This is a genomic window from Lysobacter soyae (genome assembly GCF_019551435.1).
GTDB lineage: Bacteria > Pseudomonadota > Gammaproteobacteria > Xanthomonadales > Xanthomonadaceae > Solilutibacter > Solilutibacter soyae.
The window spans coordinates 864,299-881,125 of the sequence record NZ_CP080544.1; the positions used below are offsets into that span (position 1 = coordinate 864,299).

Here is a 16,827-nt window from a genome sequence, read left to right on the forward strand (position 1 = left end):
CATCAATGTCGGGCGTGTCGGCCGGCGTCCAATAAGTCGTCGAAACGATGCGGGTTGCCGTCGCTTCGCGCCGGCGGCAAGGCGACCAGTCGGCGCAGAAGGCCATAGACGTCGACGTTGTCGAAATCGGCCAGGGTGATCCCGGCGGGAAATGCGGGGCCGCGGGCGATAAACAGCGCGCGCATCGCCGGCAAATCCGGATCGTAACCATGCGATCCGCGAGTCGATGCGGGATGCGTCCGTGCTTTCGCCAGTGAAGCAGGATAAAGGGCATCCCAGCCCGGTTTCATTTGACAGACGATGGGCGGAATGCGCGGGTTGCGACCGGAGTGCCAACGTTCGGGAAGCGAGTCCTTCGTAAAACACGTCGCATGCGGCAACGGATTGCTGATGGCCTTCCGCACTTGATCGGATTGCCCTTGCCGCGGAACGAAGCCGATGACTTGTCCTTCGCTGATCGGTGTCGCCAACGTCGTTGGAAGCAGATCGCTGGTGGAAATTTGCTGGCCGATTGGCACGGTCTCAAAGCCATGGTCGGAAACGACGACCAGATTCACCGCCAGTCCATCGGCGGCCAACGCATCCATGAGTGTCCCGATCGCGGCATCCACTTCGCCTCGCGCCGCGCGCGCCTCGGGCGAGTCGGGGCCATGGTCATGAGAGGCTTTGTCGACTTGGCTGAAGTACATGGTCGACAGTCTTGCCAACGGCGCGTGTTTGTCGCGTATCCATGACAGCAACCGTTCGACTTGCGCCCTCGGCGAGAGGGTGTCGTCATAGCGCAGCCAGCGACGCGGACGCACGCCTTGAATCGGTGCTTCACTGCCGGGCCAAAACAACGTGTCGGCTTGTGCGCCAGCACGGATCACGCCGACCCACAAAGGCTCTCCACCCCACCACGCAGGATTGCCGACGGCATTGCCGTCTTTCACCTGAAACTCGCCCAAGGCCGCGTCACGCATTTGGTTGTGCACGATGCCGTGGACGTCCGGCCTCAGGCCGGTCACCAAGGTGTAGTGATTGGGGAATGTCAGACTCGGATACGAGGGTCGCATCCGTGCGCGCACCCCTTCACGACCGAAGCGCGTCAAGCGCGGCATCTGCGCGGCGTTGACGTCGTCTGGACGCAATCCATCCACCGAAATAAGAATGAGCGGCGCAACCGCCTGATGCGTTGGCGGGAGGTGGGCGCAGGCCGCCAGCAGTGCCACAAGAAATAGGGAAACGACAATACGCATCCGTCCAGAGTGCCACGCCAATATGACCTTTGCAGCATCGTCAGAAAAAATGGGCGTAAATGCGATAATTGGCTTCTTTCACCCCGGAGTTTGCATGGAAGGCACGGTACGCCCCTCACGCCACGATCCCTCGCGCAGCATTCGCGCGCCGCGCGGTGCGACGCTCTCCTGCAAAAGCTGGCTGACGGAAGCACCGTTTCGCATGCTTCAAAACAATCTCGATGCGGAGGTTGCCGAGCGTCCTGAAGACTTGGTGGTCTACGGCGGCATCGGTCGGGCGGCGCGCGATTGGGCGAGCTACGACAAAATTCTTGAGGTATTGCAGCGTTTGGAAGATACCGAAACGCTGTTGGTGCAATCCGGCAAACCGGTCGGTGTCTTCAAGACGCACGCCGATGCACCGCGCGTGTTGATTGCCAATTCAAACCTAGTGCCGCATTGGGCCACGTGGGAGCACTTCAACGAACTCGATCGCGGCGGCTTGATGATGTACGGTCAAATGACCGCCGGCTCGTGGATCTACATCGGGTCACAAGGCATCGTTCAAGGCACCTACGAAACCTTCGTCGAAATGGGGCGTCAACATTACGGCGGCAGCCTCAAAGGCAAATGGATTCTCACCGCCGGTTTGGGCGGGATGGGTGGCGCGCAACCTTTGGCAGCATCACTGGCGGGTGCCTGTTCGCTCAACATCGAATGTCGCCAATCGAGCATCGATTTCCGTTTGAAGACACGCTATGTCGATGAGCAGGCGACCGATATCGACGATGCACTGGCGCGTATCGCCAAATACACGGCCGCCGGTGAAGCCAAGTCCATTGCGCTGCTTGGCAATGCCGCGGAAATCTTGCCGGAATTGGTGAAGCGTGGCGTGCGGCCGGATTGCGTGACCGATCAAACGTCAGCGCATGATCCGGTCCATGGCTATTTGCCGATCGGCTGGACGGTGGCCGAGTGGGAGGCGAAACAAGCCTCTGAGCCGGAAGCTGTCCGTGACGCAGCCAAACAGTCCATGCGTGTCCATGTGGAAGCCATGCTGGCGTTCCATGCGCAAGGCATCCCGACAGTCGACTACGGCAACAACATCCGGCAAATGGCCTTCGATGTCGGTTGCAAGAATGCCTTTGATTTCCCGGGTTTCGTACCGGCGTATGTGCGTCCTTTGTTTTGTCGCGGTGTCGGCCCGTTCCGCTGGGTTGCCCTGTCCGGAGATCCGGAAGACATTTACAAAACCGACGCGAAAGTCAAAGAGATCATCGCCGACGATCCACATCTGCACCGTTGGTTGGACATGGCGCGCGAACGCATCAGCTTCCAAGGTTTGCCCGCGCGCATCTGTTGGGTCGGTCTGGGATTGCGCCACAAGTTGGGCCTCGCCTTCAATGAAATGGTGCGCAATGGCGAACTGAAAGCACCGGTTGTCATCGGTCGCGACCATCTCGATTCGGGCAGTGTGGCAAGCCCGAACCGTGAAACCGAATCGATGATCGATGGCAGTGACGCCGTCAGCGATTGGCCTTTGTTGAACGCCATGCTCAACGTCGCCGGCGGCGCGACCTGGGTGTCACTGCACCACGGTGGCGGTGTCGGCATGGGCTACTCGCAGCACAGCGGTGTGGTGATCGTCTGCGACGGCAGCGAAGCCGCCGACCAACGCATCGAACGCGTACTCTGGAACGACCCCGGCACAGGCGTCATGCGCCACGCCGACGCCGGCTACGACATCGCCAAGACCTGCGCCAAAGAACAAGGCCTAGACCTCCCCATGCTCTAACCCTTTTTCAAGAAAGTGGAGAAGGTGGCGCGAAGCGCCGGATGAGGCGCTCTTAAACCGCTGCAAAAAAACCGCCTCACCCGCCCCCTTTCGGGGGCACCCTCTCCATCGCAGATGGAGAGGGGGAGGGGATCGTGGAGGAGAGTCGGATCAGAGGCGATGGACGCGCAATTTCCGGCCTTTGATCTTGCCGTTGCGAAGTTTCTCGAGCGTTTGGCCGGCCTGCGGGTGGGCGATGGCCACATAGCTTCTCGTTGCAAACACATCAATCTTGCCGATGGCTTCTTTCTTCAAGCCAACATCACCGGTCAAGGCACCGACGATGTCACCGGGCCTCAACTTGTCAGTGCGACCGGCATCGATTCTCAAGGTCACCATCGGCGCCTGCGGCACGGCACGCGGGCGTCCTTCGATGGCGGCCACCGTCTCCCAAGGAGTCGCTTTGCCCAAGTGCAAGTCGATGACCCGTGCGCGGCCATCTTCGCTGTCGGCGACCAGGCTCAAGGCGAGTCCGGCGCGCCCGGCGCGTCCCGTGCGTCCGATGCGGTGCAAGTAAGTGTCGGCATCGGTCGGCAGTTCGTAATTGATCACCGCGTCAATGCCGTCGATGTCCAGACCGCGCGCGGCGACATCGCTCGCGACCAAGACCGAACAGCTCCGATTCGCGAAGCGCACCAAAACTTCCTCGCGATCGCGCTGTTCCATATCGCCGTGCAAACTCAAGGCACTGAAACCGTAATGCGACAGGGACTGTTCGACCTCCACCGTATCGCGGCGCATGTTGCAGAAAACGACGGTGGATTGCGGTCGATACTGCATCAACAGGGCCGCCAGCTGCTGCACACGCTTCGCCGGATCGGTATGGATGAATCGTGCCGTGATGTCCGGCCGGTGTTCAATGGCATCCACAGCGACTTCCACCGGATCGCGTAACAAAGCCGTGCCCAATGCACGAATCGCGTCCGGGAATGTCGCGGAAAACAACAGGCCCATGCGTTGCTTCGGCATCCGCTTGGACAAAGCACGGATATCTTCCTCGAAACCCATATCCAGCATGCGATCAGCTTCGTCGAGCACGAACACCGAGACGGCGGATAGGTCCAGTGCACCTTTTTCGGTCAGCTCAAGCACGCGCCCCGGTGTGCCGACCACGATGTGCGGTGCATGGGTCAAAGAAGCCAATTGCGGTGCCAGAGGAATGCCGCCGCACAAAATGGACAGTTTGAGGTTGGGAATGCCGATGGCCAATTTTCGCAACTGCTTGCCGACCTGATCGGCCAACTCACGGGTCGGGCAGAGCACCAACGCCTGGGTTCCACTGCGTCCGGCATCCATTTGCTGAAGCAAGCCCAAGCCAAACGCAGCCGTTTTACCGCTGCCGGTTGGGGCTTGGGCAATCAGGTCGCGCCCGGCCAGAATGGACGGCAGCGAAAGCGCTTGGACCGCGGTCATTTTGCTGTAGCCCAGCGCATCAAGGCCGGACTTCAGCTGTGGTGAAAGGGCAAGGGTCGAGAAATCAGAGGTGTCATCCATCTGCGTATGATCGCAGGAAGCGCGGGGGTGTGTCCTGCACGCGTCGGTCATTCCGGGTGCGCTAGGCTGTTGCAATGAATACTGCAGCCCCACTTCGTATCGATTTCGTCTCGGACGTCGTCTGCCCTTGGTGCGCGATCGGCCTCGCCTCGTTGGAACAGGCACTTGCGAAGATAGAGGACGAGATTGCAACCCAAATCCATTTCCAGCCCTTCGAGCTCAACGCCCAGTTTGGGCCTGAGGGCGAAGATGTGGTCGAGCATTTGCAGAAGAAGTACGGCTTGAGCGCTGAACAGGTGGCGGACAATCAAGAGAACATCCGTGAGCGAGGCGCCGCACTAGGCTTCGTTTTTGATTGGCAGCGCCGCCAGCGCACTTGGAATACGTTCGATGCCCACCGCCTTTTACATTGGGCGGCGTTGGAGGGCAAACAACTCGAACTCAAGCGCGCGTTGCTCAAGGCCAACTTCACCGAAGGGCGAAACGTCTCCGACGTCGACACATTGGTGGATGTTGCGGTTTCTGTCGGTCTGCCGGAAGAGGCCGCACGTGCCGTGCTGCTTGAGGGCCAATATTCCGATGAAGTGCGTGCCGCGGAGCAATTCTTTCAGCGAAACGGCATTTCCTCTGTCCCTGCGATCATCATCAATCAGCGCCACCTGATTTCGGGCGGGCAGCCGCCGGAAATCTTCGAAAAAGCACTCCGCGACATCGCCGCCGACAAACCCGCCTGAGTGCGCTAACCTCAATAACGCCCGCTCCGGGCCTAATGGGGAAATTGCATGGATACGTTGACGACGCCGCGAACCGGCACATTTCGTCTGGTGGCCATCATGGCACTGGCTTGGAACTTGATGGGACTTGCAATGTTCTGGATGCAATGGAACATCACACCTGAGCAATTGGCACAACTTCCCGAGGGCCAGCGCGCGGTGCATGAAGCCATGCCGCAGTGGGTCTGGATCGCCAACGGCGTCGCCGTGGTTGCGGGCGTGGTGGCATCTTTCTTACTGATCATGCGCAAGAAACTGTCCGTGCCGTTTTATTGGCTCTCGTTGATCGCCATTGTCGTGATGTTCGGCTACAGCTTTCTGATGTCCGACATGATCGGAAAAGTCGGTGCGGCACAGGCCCTGACAATGCCGATCGTGGTCACCGTGATTGCCGTGGCCTTGCTTTGGTATGCGCGTCGCGCGCAAAGCCGGGGTTGGCTGAGCTGATCATTCGGCGTTGATGGATACGCGCGCGCTCGATAATCCGTTTTGGTCGGCGTTGGACTCGATCCACGCCGGCCTGGCAGTGCGCGCCGGAGATGCGGCGGTTTTCCCCGCCGATGTTGCGCCGTTTCTCGGATTGGCGCATCCGGGCGCGGCAACGCGGGCGACGCTCGAGGCGCTCATGCAGCCCGGTGAAACGCGTTTGGTGCTCGGTTTGTTGCCGGAGGCCGTCCCGGAAGGCTTCACGCTGACACCACTGGAAACGCTTTGGCAGATGGTGTGCGATGTGCCGATGCCCGCCTGCGCAGATGACGACATCATCGCCCTCGATGCGACACGCCAATCCGACATTTTGGGATTGACCGCCTTGGTCTATCCGCATTACTTCCGATCCCGCACAACATGCATGGGGCGATACTTCGGCATTGACCGGCAAGGCCAATTGGCGGCGATGGCCGGCGAACGTCTGGGAGCACCGGGATTTCGTGAGATCAGTGCGATCTGCACGCATCCGGATCATCTGGGCAAGGGATTAGCAGGGCGACTCACCACATGGTTGACGCGCGACACGCTGACGCGTGGGGATGTTGCTTTCTTGCAAGTGAGTCCGGCCAATACGCGTGCGCATGCCCTTTATGAGCGGCTGGGCTATCGCATCCGCGCACACTTGCCGTTTGCTCGTATCGACCGCCTCTAGCACTTTTGGCCCGGTTACTGATGGCACGGGTTTGTTACATTCGATGGAAGTCCAACGGATCAGATCCCATGCGTTTGAAACCCCTTGCCGCAGGTTTGCTACTGGTTACCGCTTCCGCCTTCGCCGCGCCCCCGCAGCAAGATGCCGCCATCGCCGCAGCGAAGCCCCATGTCGCGCGCGCGGACCCGGATTGGGCGGCTTTCGACGCCTACGTTGATGCGGTACGCAAGCGCTTTGATGTGCCGGGCATCGCCGTAGCCATCGTCAAAGATGGCAAGGTCGTGCTCGAACGCGGTTACGGTGATCGCGAAATGGGCAAGCCCGGCAAGGTGGATGAGCACACCATGTTCGCCATTGCTTCCAACACCAAAGCATTCACGGCTGCAGCCCTGCAAATCCTTGCCGACGAAAAGAAGCTGTCGATGGACGATCGCGTCATCGACCATTTGCCATGGTTCCGCATGTCGGATCCCTACATCACCCACGATATGCGCATACGTGACCTGCTTGCGCATCGCAGCGGTCTCGGGCTGGGCGCGGGCGACCTGTTGTATTGGCCCACCACGTCCTATTCGACCAAAGAAGTGGCACAGCGTTTGAAAGATGTGCCGATTACCGGCTCATTCCGCGCGCGCTATGCCTACGACAACATCTTGTTTGGCGTTGCCTCGCTGGTCATTGAAGAAGCCTCGGGCATGTCGTTCAAACAATTCCTGAGCACGCGTTTCTTCACACCGCTCGGCATGACCGAGACACGCTATAACGCCGACGATCTGAAGGCGGGCGACAACGTCGCCACCGGACACGCCAAATTCAATTTCACCGAGTTGAAACCGGTTGGGACCCTGACCTGGTCGAATGCGCCGGGCGCCGGCGGGCTCTACTCCAGCGTGCATGACCTGACGCGTTGGATGAATACCATGCTGGCCGGTGGCAAGGTAAATGGTGAAGCCAACGGCAAAGCCTTGTTTAGTGAGCGCGCCGCGCGTGATCTTTGGAACGTCTTGACGCCGATGCCGGTGGGCAAACCGTCGATTCCCGAACTGGCCCCGGCCGTCCCCAACATGATGGGCTACGCCCAAGGTTGGAACGTGGGCGACTATCAGGGCAACAAACTGGTTTGGCATACCGGTGGCTGGCCGGGACAAGTTTCCCGCCTCACTTTGATGCCGAACAGCAAAATCGGCGTCGTGGTGCTGACCAACCAAGAGGTCGGCGTCGCGTTCAATGCCGTCACCTTCAAGGCATTGGATCTCATGTTGAACGGCGGCAGCGGGAATGATTGGCTCGCGGCCTATGGCAAGTCATTCGACAAGGCGCAATCGGATGCCGATACCAGTTGGGAAAAACACGTGGCCGCACGCAAAGCCGGCAAGCCGCAATTGCCGCTGTCAGGCTATGCAGGGGTGTGGCGGGATCCTTGGTATGGCGACGTCTCCTTGTCAGAGGCGGGCGGCGCACTGAACATCCAATTCCTCAAGACGGCGCAGCTGAAGGGCAGACTCGAGCATTGGCAAGGTGAAACATTCATCATCCGTTGGGACGACCGCTCGCTCAATGCGGATGCCTTCATCACCTTCCAGCTCGATCCTGATGGCAAGCCGGTCGGGGCGCGTATGGAATCGATCTCCCCGTTGACCGATTTCAGCTTCGATTTCCAAGACCTCCGTCTCGCTCCCGTGAATCCCGTCAAAGGCGCGTAGTCACCCTAAGACTTTTTCGCGGTAACCTGCAATGGAGATTTCTTTGGCTTTTGGTCACGAATGCTGGAAGAGCGTGAAATTCCTGTTCAGTCTCTCGAGCTCGGCATGTGGGTATGCCGGCTCGACAGGCCGTGGGCGGGGACACCGTTCTTGTTGCAGGGGCTGCTGATCGAGACGCCGGCCGACGTCAAAATGTTGGCCGAGTACTGCAAAACCGTGTTCGTCGACGTCGATTTGAGCAAGCCCGAAATCGCTGCCAAGCTGCGTGCATTGCCGCGCCCGGCCAACGGCGCCAAATCACCTTTCTCCGCTAGTGGCGCGGTGCAGGCGGCCATGCCGCCGCCGCAGGTGCCCGCGCCACACAAGACCGGGCGAATGCCCACGCCGGACGATCTTGATACGGCCCGCGCTGCCATCGCGACCTTGGTCGACCGCACTAACCATTTGTTCGAGTCTTTGCGCGAGGGGCGGCTCGTCACGCGAGAAGCCATCGAACAAGCCGCGGAACCGGTGGTCCGCAATGTCACCCAGAATCAGGATGCGTTCCTATGGTTGATGGCGTTGAAACGCCACTCGAACTATGAGTACTTGCACGCGATGAATTGCTGCGCGTTGTCGGCCGCATTCGCGCACGAACTCGCACTGCCGCCGGATCGAATCAATGCGATTGCGGTAGGCGGGCTCATCATGAACATCGGCATGGTCGACGTGCCAGACGACATTCTCAGCGTGCGCCGGGAACTTCGTAGCGATGAGCGGGCAATTGTGCAAACGCATGTGGCGCACGGCATTCGACGCGTTGAAGCGATGGGCTTCAGCGACGTCGACACCTTGGCGATGGTCAGGTGCCACCATGAGCGCTACGACGGAACCGGCTATCCGTCCGGATTGCAAGGCGCGGGGATTCCGATGGCCGGTCGCTTGGCCGCCATCGTCGATGCATTCGACGCCATGACGGCGGATCGCCCGCATCGATTTGCCATTTCGCGGTCGGAATCCCTGCACGAACTTTATTGCCAGCGCGGCAAGCATTTCCACAGCGAGCTCGTCGAAGAGTTCGTGAAGTGCTTGGGCATCTATCCCGTGGGATCCCTTGTCGAGCTCAATACCGGTGAAGTCGCGATTGTGATGGTACAAAACGCCTTGTTGCGGTTGCGCCCCAGAATCATGGTCTTGACCAACGAACTCAAGCAAACCTTGGGTCACTTTCATTCTATGGATCTCTCTGAAACGCGCGAGGATGCCAGCGTTCATATCTTGCGCACTTTGGGACCCGGTGCTTTCGGATTGGATCCGTCGGAGTTGTTTCTTTGATCGGTTTGCTTGCACTGCGTCAAGAATTTGATCGCGCGATTCAAGGCGAAAACGGCGATGTCGCGCCGGTCGGTTTGGTGGTCGCAAGACTTCAGCGTCTTCGTGACCTCGAGCTCTTGTACGGGCACGAGCTCGGCGATGCTCTGTTTCACGCCATGCCCGAACGCGTTCGCGAAGCGCTGCGGCCGGGCGACAAGCTGGTGCGGATTGGTGAGGCTGATTGCGCCGTGATCTTCTGTAATCTGCGCAGCCGCAATCACCTTGAATTGGCTGCCGGTCGCATCGCGCGTTCGTTCTCTGACCCGGTGGAAATCGGCGAGCGCAAATTCCGTGTTCGCGTGGCCGTCGGTGCCGCCTACTTTCCCGATGACGCACACGACTTCGACGCCTTGCTGATGGCGGCCGATCGCGCCTGCTCGCGGGCGGTCAACAACCAATACAGTTACGAGATGCATCGTAGCGATGCCTCTGCGACCCAATACGAGCACGAACGCTTGGTTCAAGCCATTCGTCAAAACGAATTGCAGCTGTATTTACAGCCGATTCATTCGGCGCGCTCTCCGGAAAAGATCGTCGCGTTCGAATCGCTGGCCCGTTGGCCTTGCGAAGGCGGCTTCGTGCCCCCGAATGTTTTTATTCCGATGGCAGAGCGCGGCGGACTGATCCAGGACCTCACCATGTGGAGTCTGCATTCGTCATTGCGCTTGCTCTCGCAATGGTTGGAGTTCGCGCCCGATATCAGTGTCTCGGTCAATATCTCGCCCCTTTTTGCCGCCGATCCGGTTTTCCCCGATCTTGTCCAGCGCGCGATGGGTATATGGAATGTTCCGCCGGAGCGACTGATACTGGAAATCACCGAAACAGCCTTTGCGGAAAACGCCGACGCCGTCATTGACGGCATGATGGCCTTGAAACGCAGCGGCGTCTCGATCGCCATCGATGATTTCGGCACCGGCTACGCGTCGTTCGCCTACCTGAAAGATTTCCCGGTATCCGAACTGAAAATCGACCAAGTGTTCATTCGAACCTTGTTGCACCGTCAACGCCTGCAACATCTTGTCGCATCGATGATTGATATGTCCCATCGTCTGGGCATCACTGCTGTGGCGGAAGGCGTGGAAGACCAGAAGACGCTGGAAGTACTGGCGTCATTGGGATGCGACTTCGTGCAAGGCTATCATTTGGGGCGGCCCATGTTGGGCGAAACCGCCGTTGCAGAGTTGCAAGCGCAATTCATCGACGCTTGAGGCGGCTTCACCGGCCTTCGAGCACAATGACGAATGATATTCAAATGGTTCGAATCGCGAATTGACCCGTTCCGGCCGGTGGCCAACGTCACCCCGCCGACATCGTTGTGGCGATTTTATTTGCATTACTTGAAGCAGGCCAAGGGCGTCTTGTTTTGCACAGCGATTCTCGGTTTTCTGGTCGCGCTGGTTGAAGTCTCCCTGTTTTCATTTGTCGGACGCATTGTCGACCTGGCACAAGGGTTGCCGGCGCGCGATTTCTTGACCATCCACGGGCGCGAGCTTATTTGGATGGCTGTCATCGTGTTGCTTGTACGGCCTTTGCTGCTCTTTGCGCACGATTTGTTGATCAATCAGGCGATGCTGCCATCTTTCACCGCTTTGGTCCGCTGGCAGCAACACCGCCATGTGTCAATGCAAAGCCTGGCATTTTTCAATAATGATTTCGCCGGACGGATCGCCAATCGCATCATGCAGACTGGCGCAAGTTTGCGAGAATCGGCGCTACAGATCGTCGACGCGGTTTGGTATGTCGTCATTTACACAGTGACTGCGCTGGTCCTCTTTGCAAAGGCCGATCCGAAACTGAGTCTGCCGCTGGCGATCTGGCTGGTCGGCTACATCGTGTTGTTGGTGGTGTTTGTCCCGAGAACGAAAGTTAGGTCTTTGGCCGCCTCAACGGCGAAATCCAAATTTATGGGGCGGGTGGTCGACGGCTACACCAATGCCAGCGCGCTGAAGCTGTTCCCGCACAGCGCACGTGAGGACGAATACGTACGTGAGTCGGTGCAGGAGAACGTCGATAAAGTCCGTGCGATGACGCGCCTGACAACGCTCATGGATCTCAGCATCACGTTCTGGAACGGATTGTTGATTGCTGCTACAGGTGCGCTCGGTATCTGGCTGTGGTCAGGCGGACATATCACGGCGGGTGCGATTGCCTTGTCGACGGGACTCGTGATCCGGATCAACAACATGTCGGGTTGGATCATGTGGGTGATCAACGGGATTTTCGAATCGATCGGTACTGTGCAAGACGGCATGGAAACCGTCGCGAAACCGCTCACCGTCACCGACAAGCCGGATGCGAAGCCGTTGCATGTGCGGGCCGGCGCCATCCATTTCGACAATATCCATTTCCATTACGGAAAAGGTAGCGGCGTCATCAGCGGTTTGGACTTGCGCATCGCGCCAGGCGAACGCGTCGGGTTGGTCGGACCTTCGGGCGCAGGCAAGACCACGCTGATGAACTTGTTGCTGCGCTTCTATGATCTCGAAGCGGGTCGGATTTTGATCGACGATCAAGACATCGCGGAGGTCGCCCAAGAGAGTCTGCGACAAGCGATCGGCGTCGTCACGCAGGAGCCTTCGCTGTTGCATCGCTCAATTCGCGAGAACCTGTTGATCGCGAAAGCCGACGCATCGGAAGATGCCATACAAGCGGCACTCGTAGCTGCGCGCGCGGACGGATTTGTACCCGACTTGTCAGACAGCGAAGGGCGCCGGGGTTTGGATGCCCACGTGGGCGAGCGCGGCGTCAAGCTCTCCGGCGGTCAGCGCCAGCGCATTGCCATTGCGCGTGTGTTGTTGAAAGACGCGCCCATATTGGTGCTGGACGAGGCGACCTCCGCATTGGACTCGGAAGTGGAGGCGGTCATTCAAGAGTCGCTGGCAACGCTGATGGAAGGCAAGACCGTCATTGCGATTGCGCATCGTCTGTCCACCATCGCGCGAATGGATCGCTTGATCGTGATGGATCAAGGCCGAATCGTGGAAAGTGGCAGCCATGCCGAACTTCTGGCTTCGGGTGGCCTGTACGCCCGATTGTGGGAACGGCAAACCGGCGGATTCGTCTCCGCCGGTATGGAAGAAACGACGCCGGATTAGCGTGCGACGCGGGCCAGTGATTCCAGACGCATGGCACGGAACGCGCCACCGACCATGGTCGCCAAAGCGACGATGACCGCCGACAGCCAAGGATTGGCAATGCCCGACACCGGCATGCTGATCAGGGCCAATGCCGCAAGCCCGAGGGCAAGAAACAAGACGAAGGCCAAAATCACCGCGAACGGCCGTTTGAACATCGTCTTCAAACCCTGCGCCACACTACTGCGAATTCGCGGGCTTGTCTGATGCGCGTTGGCCAGGTTGGCACGTGCCATTTCCAGCCATAGGGCGAACAAGAACAAACACAGCAGGGCAACGAGATAGAACACCAGATTGGCCTGTTCAACCTGCGCTGCCGCAATCGCCGTTTTACGGACACCTTGCACCCATTTGAAGGTGAAGAAGACCGGCAACGCAAACAAGACGAAAACGACCACAAACAAGAGATTTTGTTTCAGCTGCGGCCAAAACCCCGCATTGGAAATCCGAATCAGTTCGCGATAGCCGAGACCGCGGCCACTGCGAACGCTGCCGACCAAGCCGCTGGCGAGCCAGGTTTTCAGCAACCACGCGACGATGACGCAACACAGTACCCCGGTGACAAACTGCGCCATGCCTTCTGCGTTTCCGGCAAGCGAACGCAGGGTTTCGACCCACGCTTGGATGCGGTCGCCCGAGTCAGTTGAAGCGCCGGCAGGGTTGAAGCCCAGGCTGGCTTTCAATTGGCGCGTCAATGGGAGCGATGCGATACCGCCGAGCAGCAGTGCGAAAACCGCAGACAGCGACAGCCAGCGCCAATGTTTGATGCCGGCGCGGAATCCTTGGCCGATGGCTTGGAGTGCGCCAACGCGCGATTGAGTAGCATGAGTCGTCATAGTGCGAACATCCAGCCGAATGCGGTTTGGAATGCGGCGCGGGCCCAGGTGGTGTAGCTCCCGGTCTCTACTGCAGCAACCGTTCGTGCGTTGTCGTTGAGATTGATATCAAGGTAGTTGCCACCCGAGGGATCGAGCGCGGCGGAGACGGCAGGCGAAGTGCTTGTGAACACCAAGTTTTGCGCGGCTTTTGCGTCGGTGATCAGACGCGTTTGTCGGCTGCCGTCCTTAAAGGTGACAACGAGCGAGCGCGGCAATGCCACGCCGCTGCGACGCAGATCCACACGCGTTTCGAATCCGCTGGCTGCCGCGGCAGTCGACACGCTGGCGATCCGGTCATTCAAACGCTTGGCGCCGTAAATCTGTGCGGCGAAGTAGGGCTTGATGATGTCGGGGCGCCCGGTGCCGTCGATCAGTGCTTGTTCCAAATCAGCGATGGACGGGTGACGGAACTTCCAGCGGTCGTAATACAGCTTCACGGCGCGCTCCATCGACTCGCGACCCACGGCGACTTCGATGTCGTGCATCACGGTGGAAGTGCCCTGGTACACACGCGTGTAACTTTGGCTGGACTTGCGGTTCCACGCGCTGTTTCCGAGCGGGTCTTCCGGTTTGTCGGGGCGCGACATCACACGCTCGACCGCAAATGCGTTGAACGGCACAAAACCTTTCTTGTCGAAGCGCTCGATCTTCGGACCGCGGTTCAAATCACGCACCATGCGCATGTCCCAATATTCGTTCATGCCTTCGTCGAGCATCGGCTCTTCGAATTCATTCGAGGCGAGAATGCCGTAGAAGTAGCCGTGCCCGAACTCATGGATGGTGACGAAATCCAACATCAGATCCGGCACGCCATAACCCTTCTTGCTGGGCTCGGTCAGAGTCGCGGTGAAGAATGTCGGATATTCCATGCCGCCCGCTTCGTCCGCGTTGTAAGCGGGGACTACCGCAGTCACGGTCTTATACGGATAGGCGCCCAAGGTCTTTGAAAAATAATCGAGCGAGTCGACGGTCGATTTCATGACGAACTTGCCGCTGGCCTCATAACCCTTGGGGTACAAGACGCGCACTTTCACATCATGGCCTGCCGGACTGCGCCAAGTGGATTCCAAAGGTGTGCCGTACTTGTCGTACGCGGTCCATGCAAAGTCGTGGACGTCGTCTTGGGCATAGTGATGGGTGGTCCAACCGTTCTTGCGGACAGGCGCACCTTGCAGCGCACCGGTGGCGCCCACGATGTAGTTGTCCGGCACTGTCAGCTTGACGTCGTAGCTACCGAAGTCGGCATAGAACTCGCTATGCAAATGCATTTCGTGGGCATTCCAGCGTGGCGCGCTGGCGCCGCGTTCACCGGGCAATTCAAGGACACCGATCTTCGGGAACCATTGGCCCACCAGATGGAAGGTGTCGAAATAGCCGGTCCGTGCCACCACGCGTGGCAATTTGTTTTCAAAGGCGATATCAAGCTGGGTGGTCGCGCCCGCGGCCACGGGCATGGGCAGATCAAGCCGTACAACCGTTTGGTCCGTCTTCGGGCCGCCGTCGGGTTGGACAAACTGCCATTTCACCGCCTGACCGTTCTGCAAAACGCTCAGCAGTTTGGCGTCTCCCGCCTCTTTTTCATCAGAGGTCACGCCGGAGCGGAATTTGAAGCCTTTTTCTTGTTCTGTACGGAAGGTACTGCCCTTCTTGAATGCATTCAAATACAGATGCAGATAAACGCTGCAGACGGGCTGCGCACTGCGATTGCGCCAGCCCAACTGTTGCTGGCCTTTCACCGTGTGTTTGACCGGATCAAGCGTTGCATCGATCTTGTAGCTCACGACGCGATCGGACAACGTGCCGCTATCTGCGGCGCGCTCGCCACCCCAAGCCGATGCGCTGCTGGGGGTGGTCACCATGCCGGCATTTTTGCCAGCGAGGGGAATGCTTGCGCAGCCAGCGGGGGAAGGTGCAGCGTTTTGCGTGACTGCGGCGGTTGGCGTGGGTTGCACTGAGGCGAAAACCGCCGCCGCGCACGCCAGCGCGGAAGCCCCCAAGATCATTTTTTTCATTCGTCGTCCACTGATTCGAACTCGACCAACATGTCGAGGTCGTAGGCCAATGCATCCATCGCTTCTTGAACTTTTTGCGCCGTGGAACGATTGGAGATTTCCACCTCCACTTCGTGCGCATCCGGCCCCAATTCATCGCTCAAGCCCGATGAGCTTGAGTCCGGGTCATCCATGTGCGGCATCAAGTCCGCCACTTCTTCAACGGAGTGGACGCCGTCCATCCCTTCCAACAAATTCATCATCGTCCGGATTTGACTCTCGTCGCCGGTCATACGCACGCGCAACATCATCATGATGATCTCCAGGTTTTAATGCGAACCCCAAGCTTACTTGGGCGTACGTACCACAGGTGCAACACTACAAATACCAATATGGTTGGCGGGGCGCTTGTACCATTCGTCACGTCGGTTGCGCCGCGCTTCAATGGCGCGGTCGAACCAGACGGTGTCTGTACGGAAGACCTGCAAGGGCGTCCTCTCTGCAACGGGTACATCCGCCTCCAAACGAATGGATTTGATCGGAACGCGCTTGGCAGGATCTTCGAAGAAACCCATCGGTGCCGGGCCGCGCGGAATCACGCTTAAGTTTTCCATGCCTTGCAGCACGCGACCCACGACGGTGATGTTGCGATCGAGGCCGCGCGGTGCATCACCGATGATCACGTAGAGTTCCGCGCCGGTTGAGCTGTCGGCTTCATTGCCGCGTCCGGCGCCCAACGTGCCGTAGCAATGCGTCATCCACGCGGTTTGGGTGGCCGGATCACGTGCCGCCGGAAATCCATTGGAAAAGCCGGTTTCCGGTGCCCAGCCATCCACGTCTTTCAAACGGTGGAAGGGCAATTGCTTGCTGCTGCGTTCAAATTCGGCAACCAGCTTCGGCTTGGCGCCGGCCGACAATGGCTTTGCCTTTGTTGCGTCGTCGGCGTCCGGATCTCCGAACTGCACGACGTAATTGTCCTGTGAGCGGTAGATGGAAAGGCCGTCCCAGAATCCGCCGTGTGCCAAGGCTTGGATGTTGGCGACATGTTGCGGTGCGAAATGCGGGGCCAGCTCGATGATGACCCGCTTGCCATCCGCCAGATCCATATAAAGAACCTGTGACGGGTCGGGGGTTCGCCACGCAGTCGCGGGCGCGGCATCAATGATCTGGTTGGCGGATTGATAAGTCGGCTTGTTGCCCTCAGCCCGCAAGCCGCCGGCCCAAAGTGCGGTGGCGAACAGGGCTGCGAAACCCGTGACTCGTGCGATGTGTCGATTCATGCAACGCCCCTCAAAAGACTCGTTGCAGA

General features: G+C 59.0%; 14 protein-coding genes. 8 read left to right on the plus strand and 6 right to left on the minus strand.

Translation table 11 applies throughout. The features are described from left to right. Positions 1-2: 2 nt before the first annotated feature. Positions 3-1,238, minus strand: coding sequence for an alkaline phosphatase family protein (locus H8L67_RS04125; RefSeq protein WP_220380490.1), 1,236 nt, complete (start codon positions 1,236-1,238; stop codon positions 3-5). A gap of 94 nt (positions 1,239-1,332) precedes the next feature. On the opposite strand from H8L67_RS04125, the gene hutU reads away from it, so the two are divergent. Next, entirely contained in the window at positions 1,333-3,012 is a 1,680-nt protein-coding gene (gene hutU / locus H8L67_RS04130) for a urocanate hydratase (RefSeq protein WP_220380491.1), read from the plus strand. A 150-nt stretch (positions 3,013-3,162) separates the two neighbouring features. Here the strand turns inward: hutU and dbpA are convergent, their stop codons facing one another. Continuing rightward, a complete protein-coding gene (gene dbpA, locus H8L67_RS04135; RefSeq protein WP_220380492.1) occupies positions 3,163-4,545 on the minus strand; it encodes an ATP-dependent RNA helicase DbpA in 1,383 nt (460 codons plus the stop codon). Positions 4,546-4,619: 74 nt separating this feature from the next. On the opposite strand from dbpA, the gene H8L67_RS04140 reads away from it, so the two are divergent. From H8L67_RS04140 to H8L67_RS04170, 7 genes are all read left to right on the plus strand, one after another. Further along, positions 4,620-5,279: a DsbA family oxidoreductase gene (locus tag H8L67_RS04140; RefSeq protein WP_220380493.1), complete on the plus strand. Its 660-nt coding sequence runs from the start codon at positions 4,620-4,622 to the stop codon at positions 5,277-5,279. Between the two features lie 48 nt (positions 5,280-5,327). Continuing rightward, positions 5,328-5,765, plus strand: a complete 438-nt coding sequence (locus tag H8L67_RS04145; protein ID WP_220380494.1) for a hypothetical protein — start codon at positions 5,328-5,330, stop codon at positions 5,763-5,765. A 13-nt stretch (positions 5,766-5,778) separates the two neighbouring features. After that, positions 5,779-6,459 (plus strand): GNAT family N-acetyltransferase, encoded by a 681-nt coding sequence (locus tag H8L67_RS04150; RefSeq protein WP_220380495.1) that lies wholly within the window; start codon positions 5,779-5,781, stop codon positions 6,457-6,459. Positions 6,460-6,527: 68 nt separating this feature from the next. After that, positions 6,528-8,162 carry a serine hydrolase gene (locus H8L67_RS04155; RefSeq protein ID WP_220380496.1) on the plus strand — a complete coding sequence of 545 codons (1,635 nt, stop codon included), beginning with the start codon at positions 6,528-6,530 and terminating at the stop codon, positions 8,160-8,162. Positions 8,163-8,222: 60 nt separating this feature from the next. Continuing rightward, entirely contained in the window at positions 8,223-9,476 is a 1,254-nt protein-coding gene (locus H8L67_RS04160; RefSeq protein WP_220380497.1) for a cyclic di-GMP phosphodiesterase, read from the plus strand. Continuing rightward, complete coding sequence (locus tag H8L67_RS04165) at positions 9,473-10,723, plus strand: putative bifunctional diguanylate cyclase/phosphodiesterase (RefSeq protein ID WP_220380498.1); 1,251 nt, start codon at positions 9,473-9,475, stop codon at positions 10,721-10,723. Before H8L67_RS04160 ends, H8L67_RS04165 begins: the two co-directional genes overlap by 4 nt. A gap of 33 nt (positions 10,724-10,756) precedes the next feature. Beyond that, positions 10,757-12,610 (plus strand): ABC transporter ATP-binding protein, encoded by a 1,854-nt coding sequence (locus H8L67_RS04170; RefSeq protein WP_305068567.1) that lies wholly within the window; start codon positions 10,757-10,759, stop codon positions 12,608-12,610. On the opposite strand, the gene H8L67_RS04175 is transcribed toward H8L67_RS04170, so the two are convergent. The 4 genes from H8L67_RS04175 to H8L67_RS04190 all read right to left on the minus strand — a co-directional run bounded on the left by H8L67_RS04175 (position 12,607) and on the right by H8L67_RS04190 (position 16,798). Continuing rightward, the gene (locus H8L67_RS04175) at positions 12,607-13,485 is read right to left on the minus strand and encodes a hypothetical protein (protein ID WP_220380499.1); all 879 of its coding nucleotides are present in this window, start codon (positions 13,483-13,485) and stop codon (positions 12,607-12,609) included. The two genes, H8L67_RS04170 and H8L67_RS04175, sit on opposite strands and share 4 nt — an antisense overlap. Beyond that, complete coding sequence (locus H8L67_RS04180; RefSeq protein WP_220380500.1) at positions 13,482-15,386, minus strand: M1 family metallopeptidase; 1,905 nt, start codon at positions 15,384-15,386, stop codon at positions 13,482-13,484. Before H8L67_RS04180 ends, H8L67_RS04175 begins: the two co-directional genes overlap by 4 nt. Positions 15,387-15,535: 149 nt before the next feature. Next, positions 15,536-15,832, minus strand: coding sequence for a hypothetical protein (locus tag H8L67_RS04185; RefSeq protein ID WP_220380501.1), 297 nt, complete (start codon positions 15,830-15,832; stop codon positions 15,536-15,538). Between the two features lie 33 nt (positions 15,833-15,865). After that, positions 15,866-16,798 carry a peptidylprolyl isomerase gene (locus H8L67_RS04190; protein WP_220380502.1) on the minus strand — a complete coding sequence of 311 codons (933 nt, stop codon included), beginning with the start codon at positions 16,796-16,798 and terminating at the stop codon, positions 15,866-15,868. Between the last annotated feature and the right edge of the window lie 29 nt (positions 16,799-16,827).

Coding starts and splice junctions, on each gene's coding strand:
- H8L67_RS04155 (WP_220380496.1), top strand. CDS start 6,528: ATGCGTTTGAAACCCCTTGCCGCAGGTTTGCTACTGGTTACCGCTTCC.
- hutU (WP_220380491.1), top strand. CDS start 1,333: ATGGAAGGCACGGTACGCCCCTCACGCCACGATCCCTCGCGCAGCATT.
- H8L67_RS04150 (WP_220380495.1), top strand. CDS start 5,779: ATGGATACGCGCGCGCTCGATAATCCGTTTTGGTCGGCGTTGGACTCG.
- H8L67_RS04180 (WP_220380500.1), bottom strand. CDS start 15,386: ATGGTGACCACCCCCAGCAGCGCATCGGCTTGGGGTGGCGAGCGCGCC.
- H8L67_RS04145 (WP_220380494.1), top strand. CDS start 5,328: ATGGATACGTTGACGACGCCGCGAACCGGCACATTTCGTCTGGTGGCC.
- H8L67_RS04140 (WP_220380493.1), top strand. CDS start 4,620: ATGAATACTGCAGCCCCACTTCGTATCGATTTCGTCTCGGACGTCGTC.
- H8L67_RS04160 (WP_220380497.1), top strand. CDS start 8,223: ATGCTGGAAGAGCGTGAAATTCCTGTTCAGTCTCTCGAGCTCGGCATG.
- H8L67_RS04125 (WP_220380490.1), bottom strand. CDS start 1,238: ATGCGTATTGTCGTTTCCCTATTTCTTGTGGCACTGCTGGCGGCCTGC.
- H8L67_RS04170 (WP_305068567.1), top strand. CDS start 10,757: ATGATATTCAAATGGTTCGAATCGCGAATTGACCCGTTCCGGCCGGTG.
- dbpA (WP_220380492.1), bottom strand. CDS start 4,545: ATGGATGACACCTCTGATTTCTCGACCCTTGCCCTTTCACCACAGCTG.
- H8L67_RS04175 (WP_220380499.1), bottom strand. CDS start 13,485: ATGACGACTCATGCTACTCAATCGCGCGTTGGCGCACTCCAAGCCATC.
- H8L67_RS04190 (WP_220380502.1), bottom strand. CDS start 16,798: ATGAATCGACACATCGCACGAGTCACGGGTTTCGCAGCCCTGTTCGCC.
- H8L67_RS04185 (WP_220380501.1), bottom strand. CDS start 15,832: ATGATGATGTTGCGCGTGCGTATGACCGGCGACGAGAGTCAAATCCGG.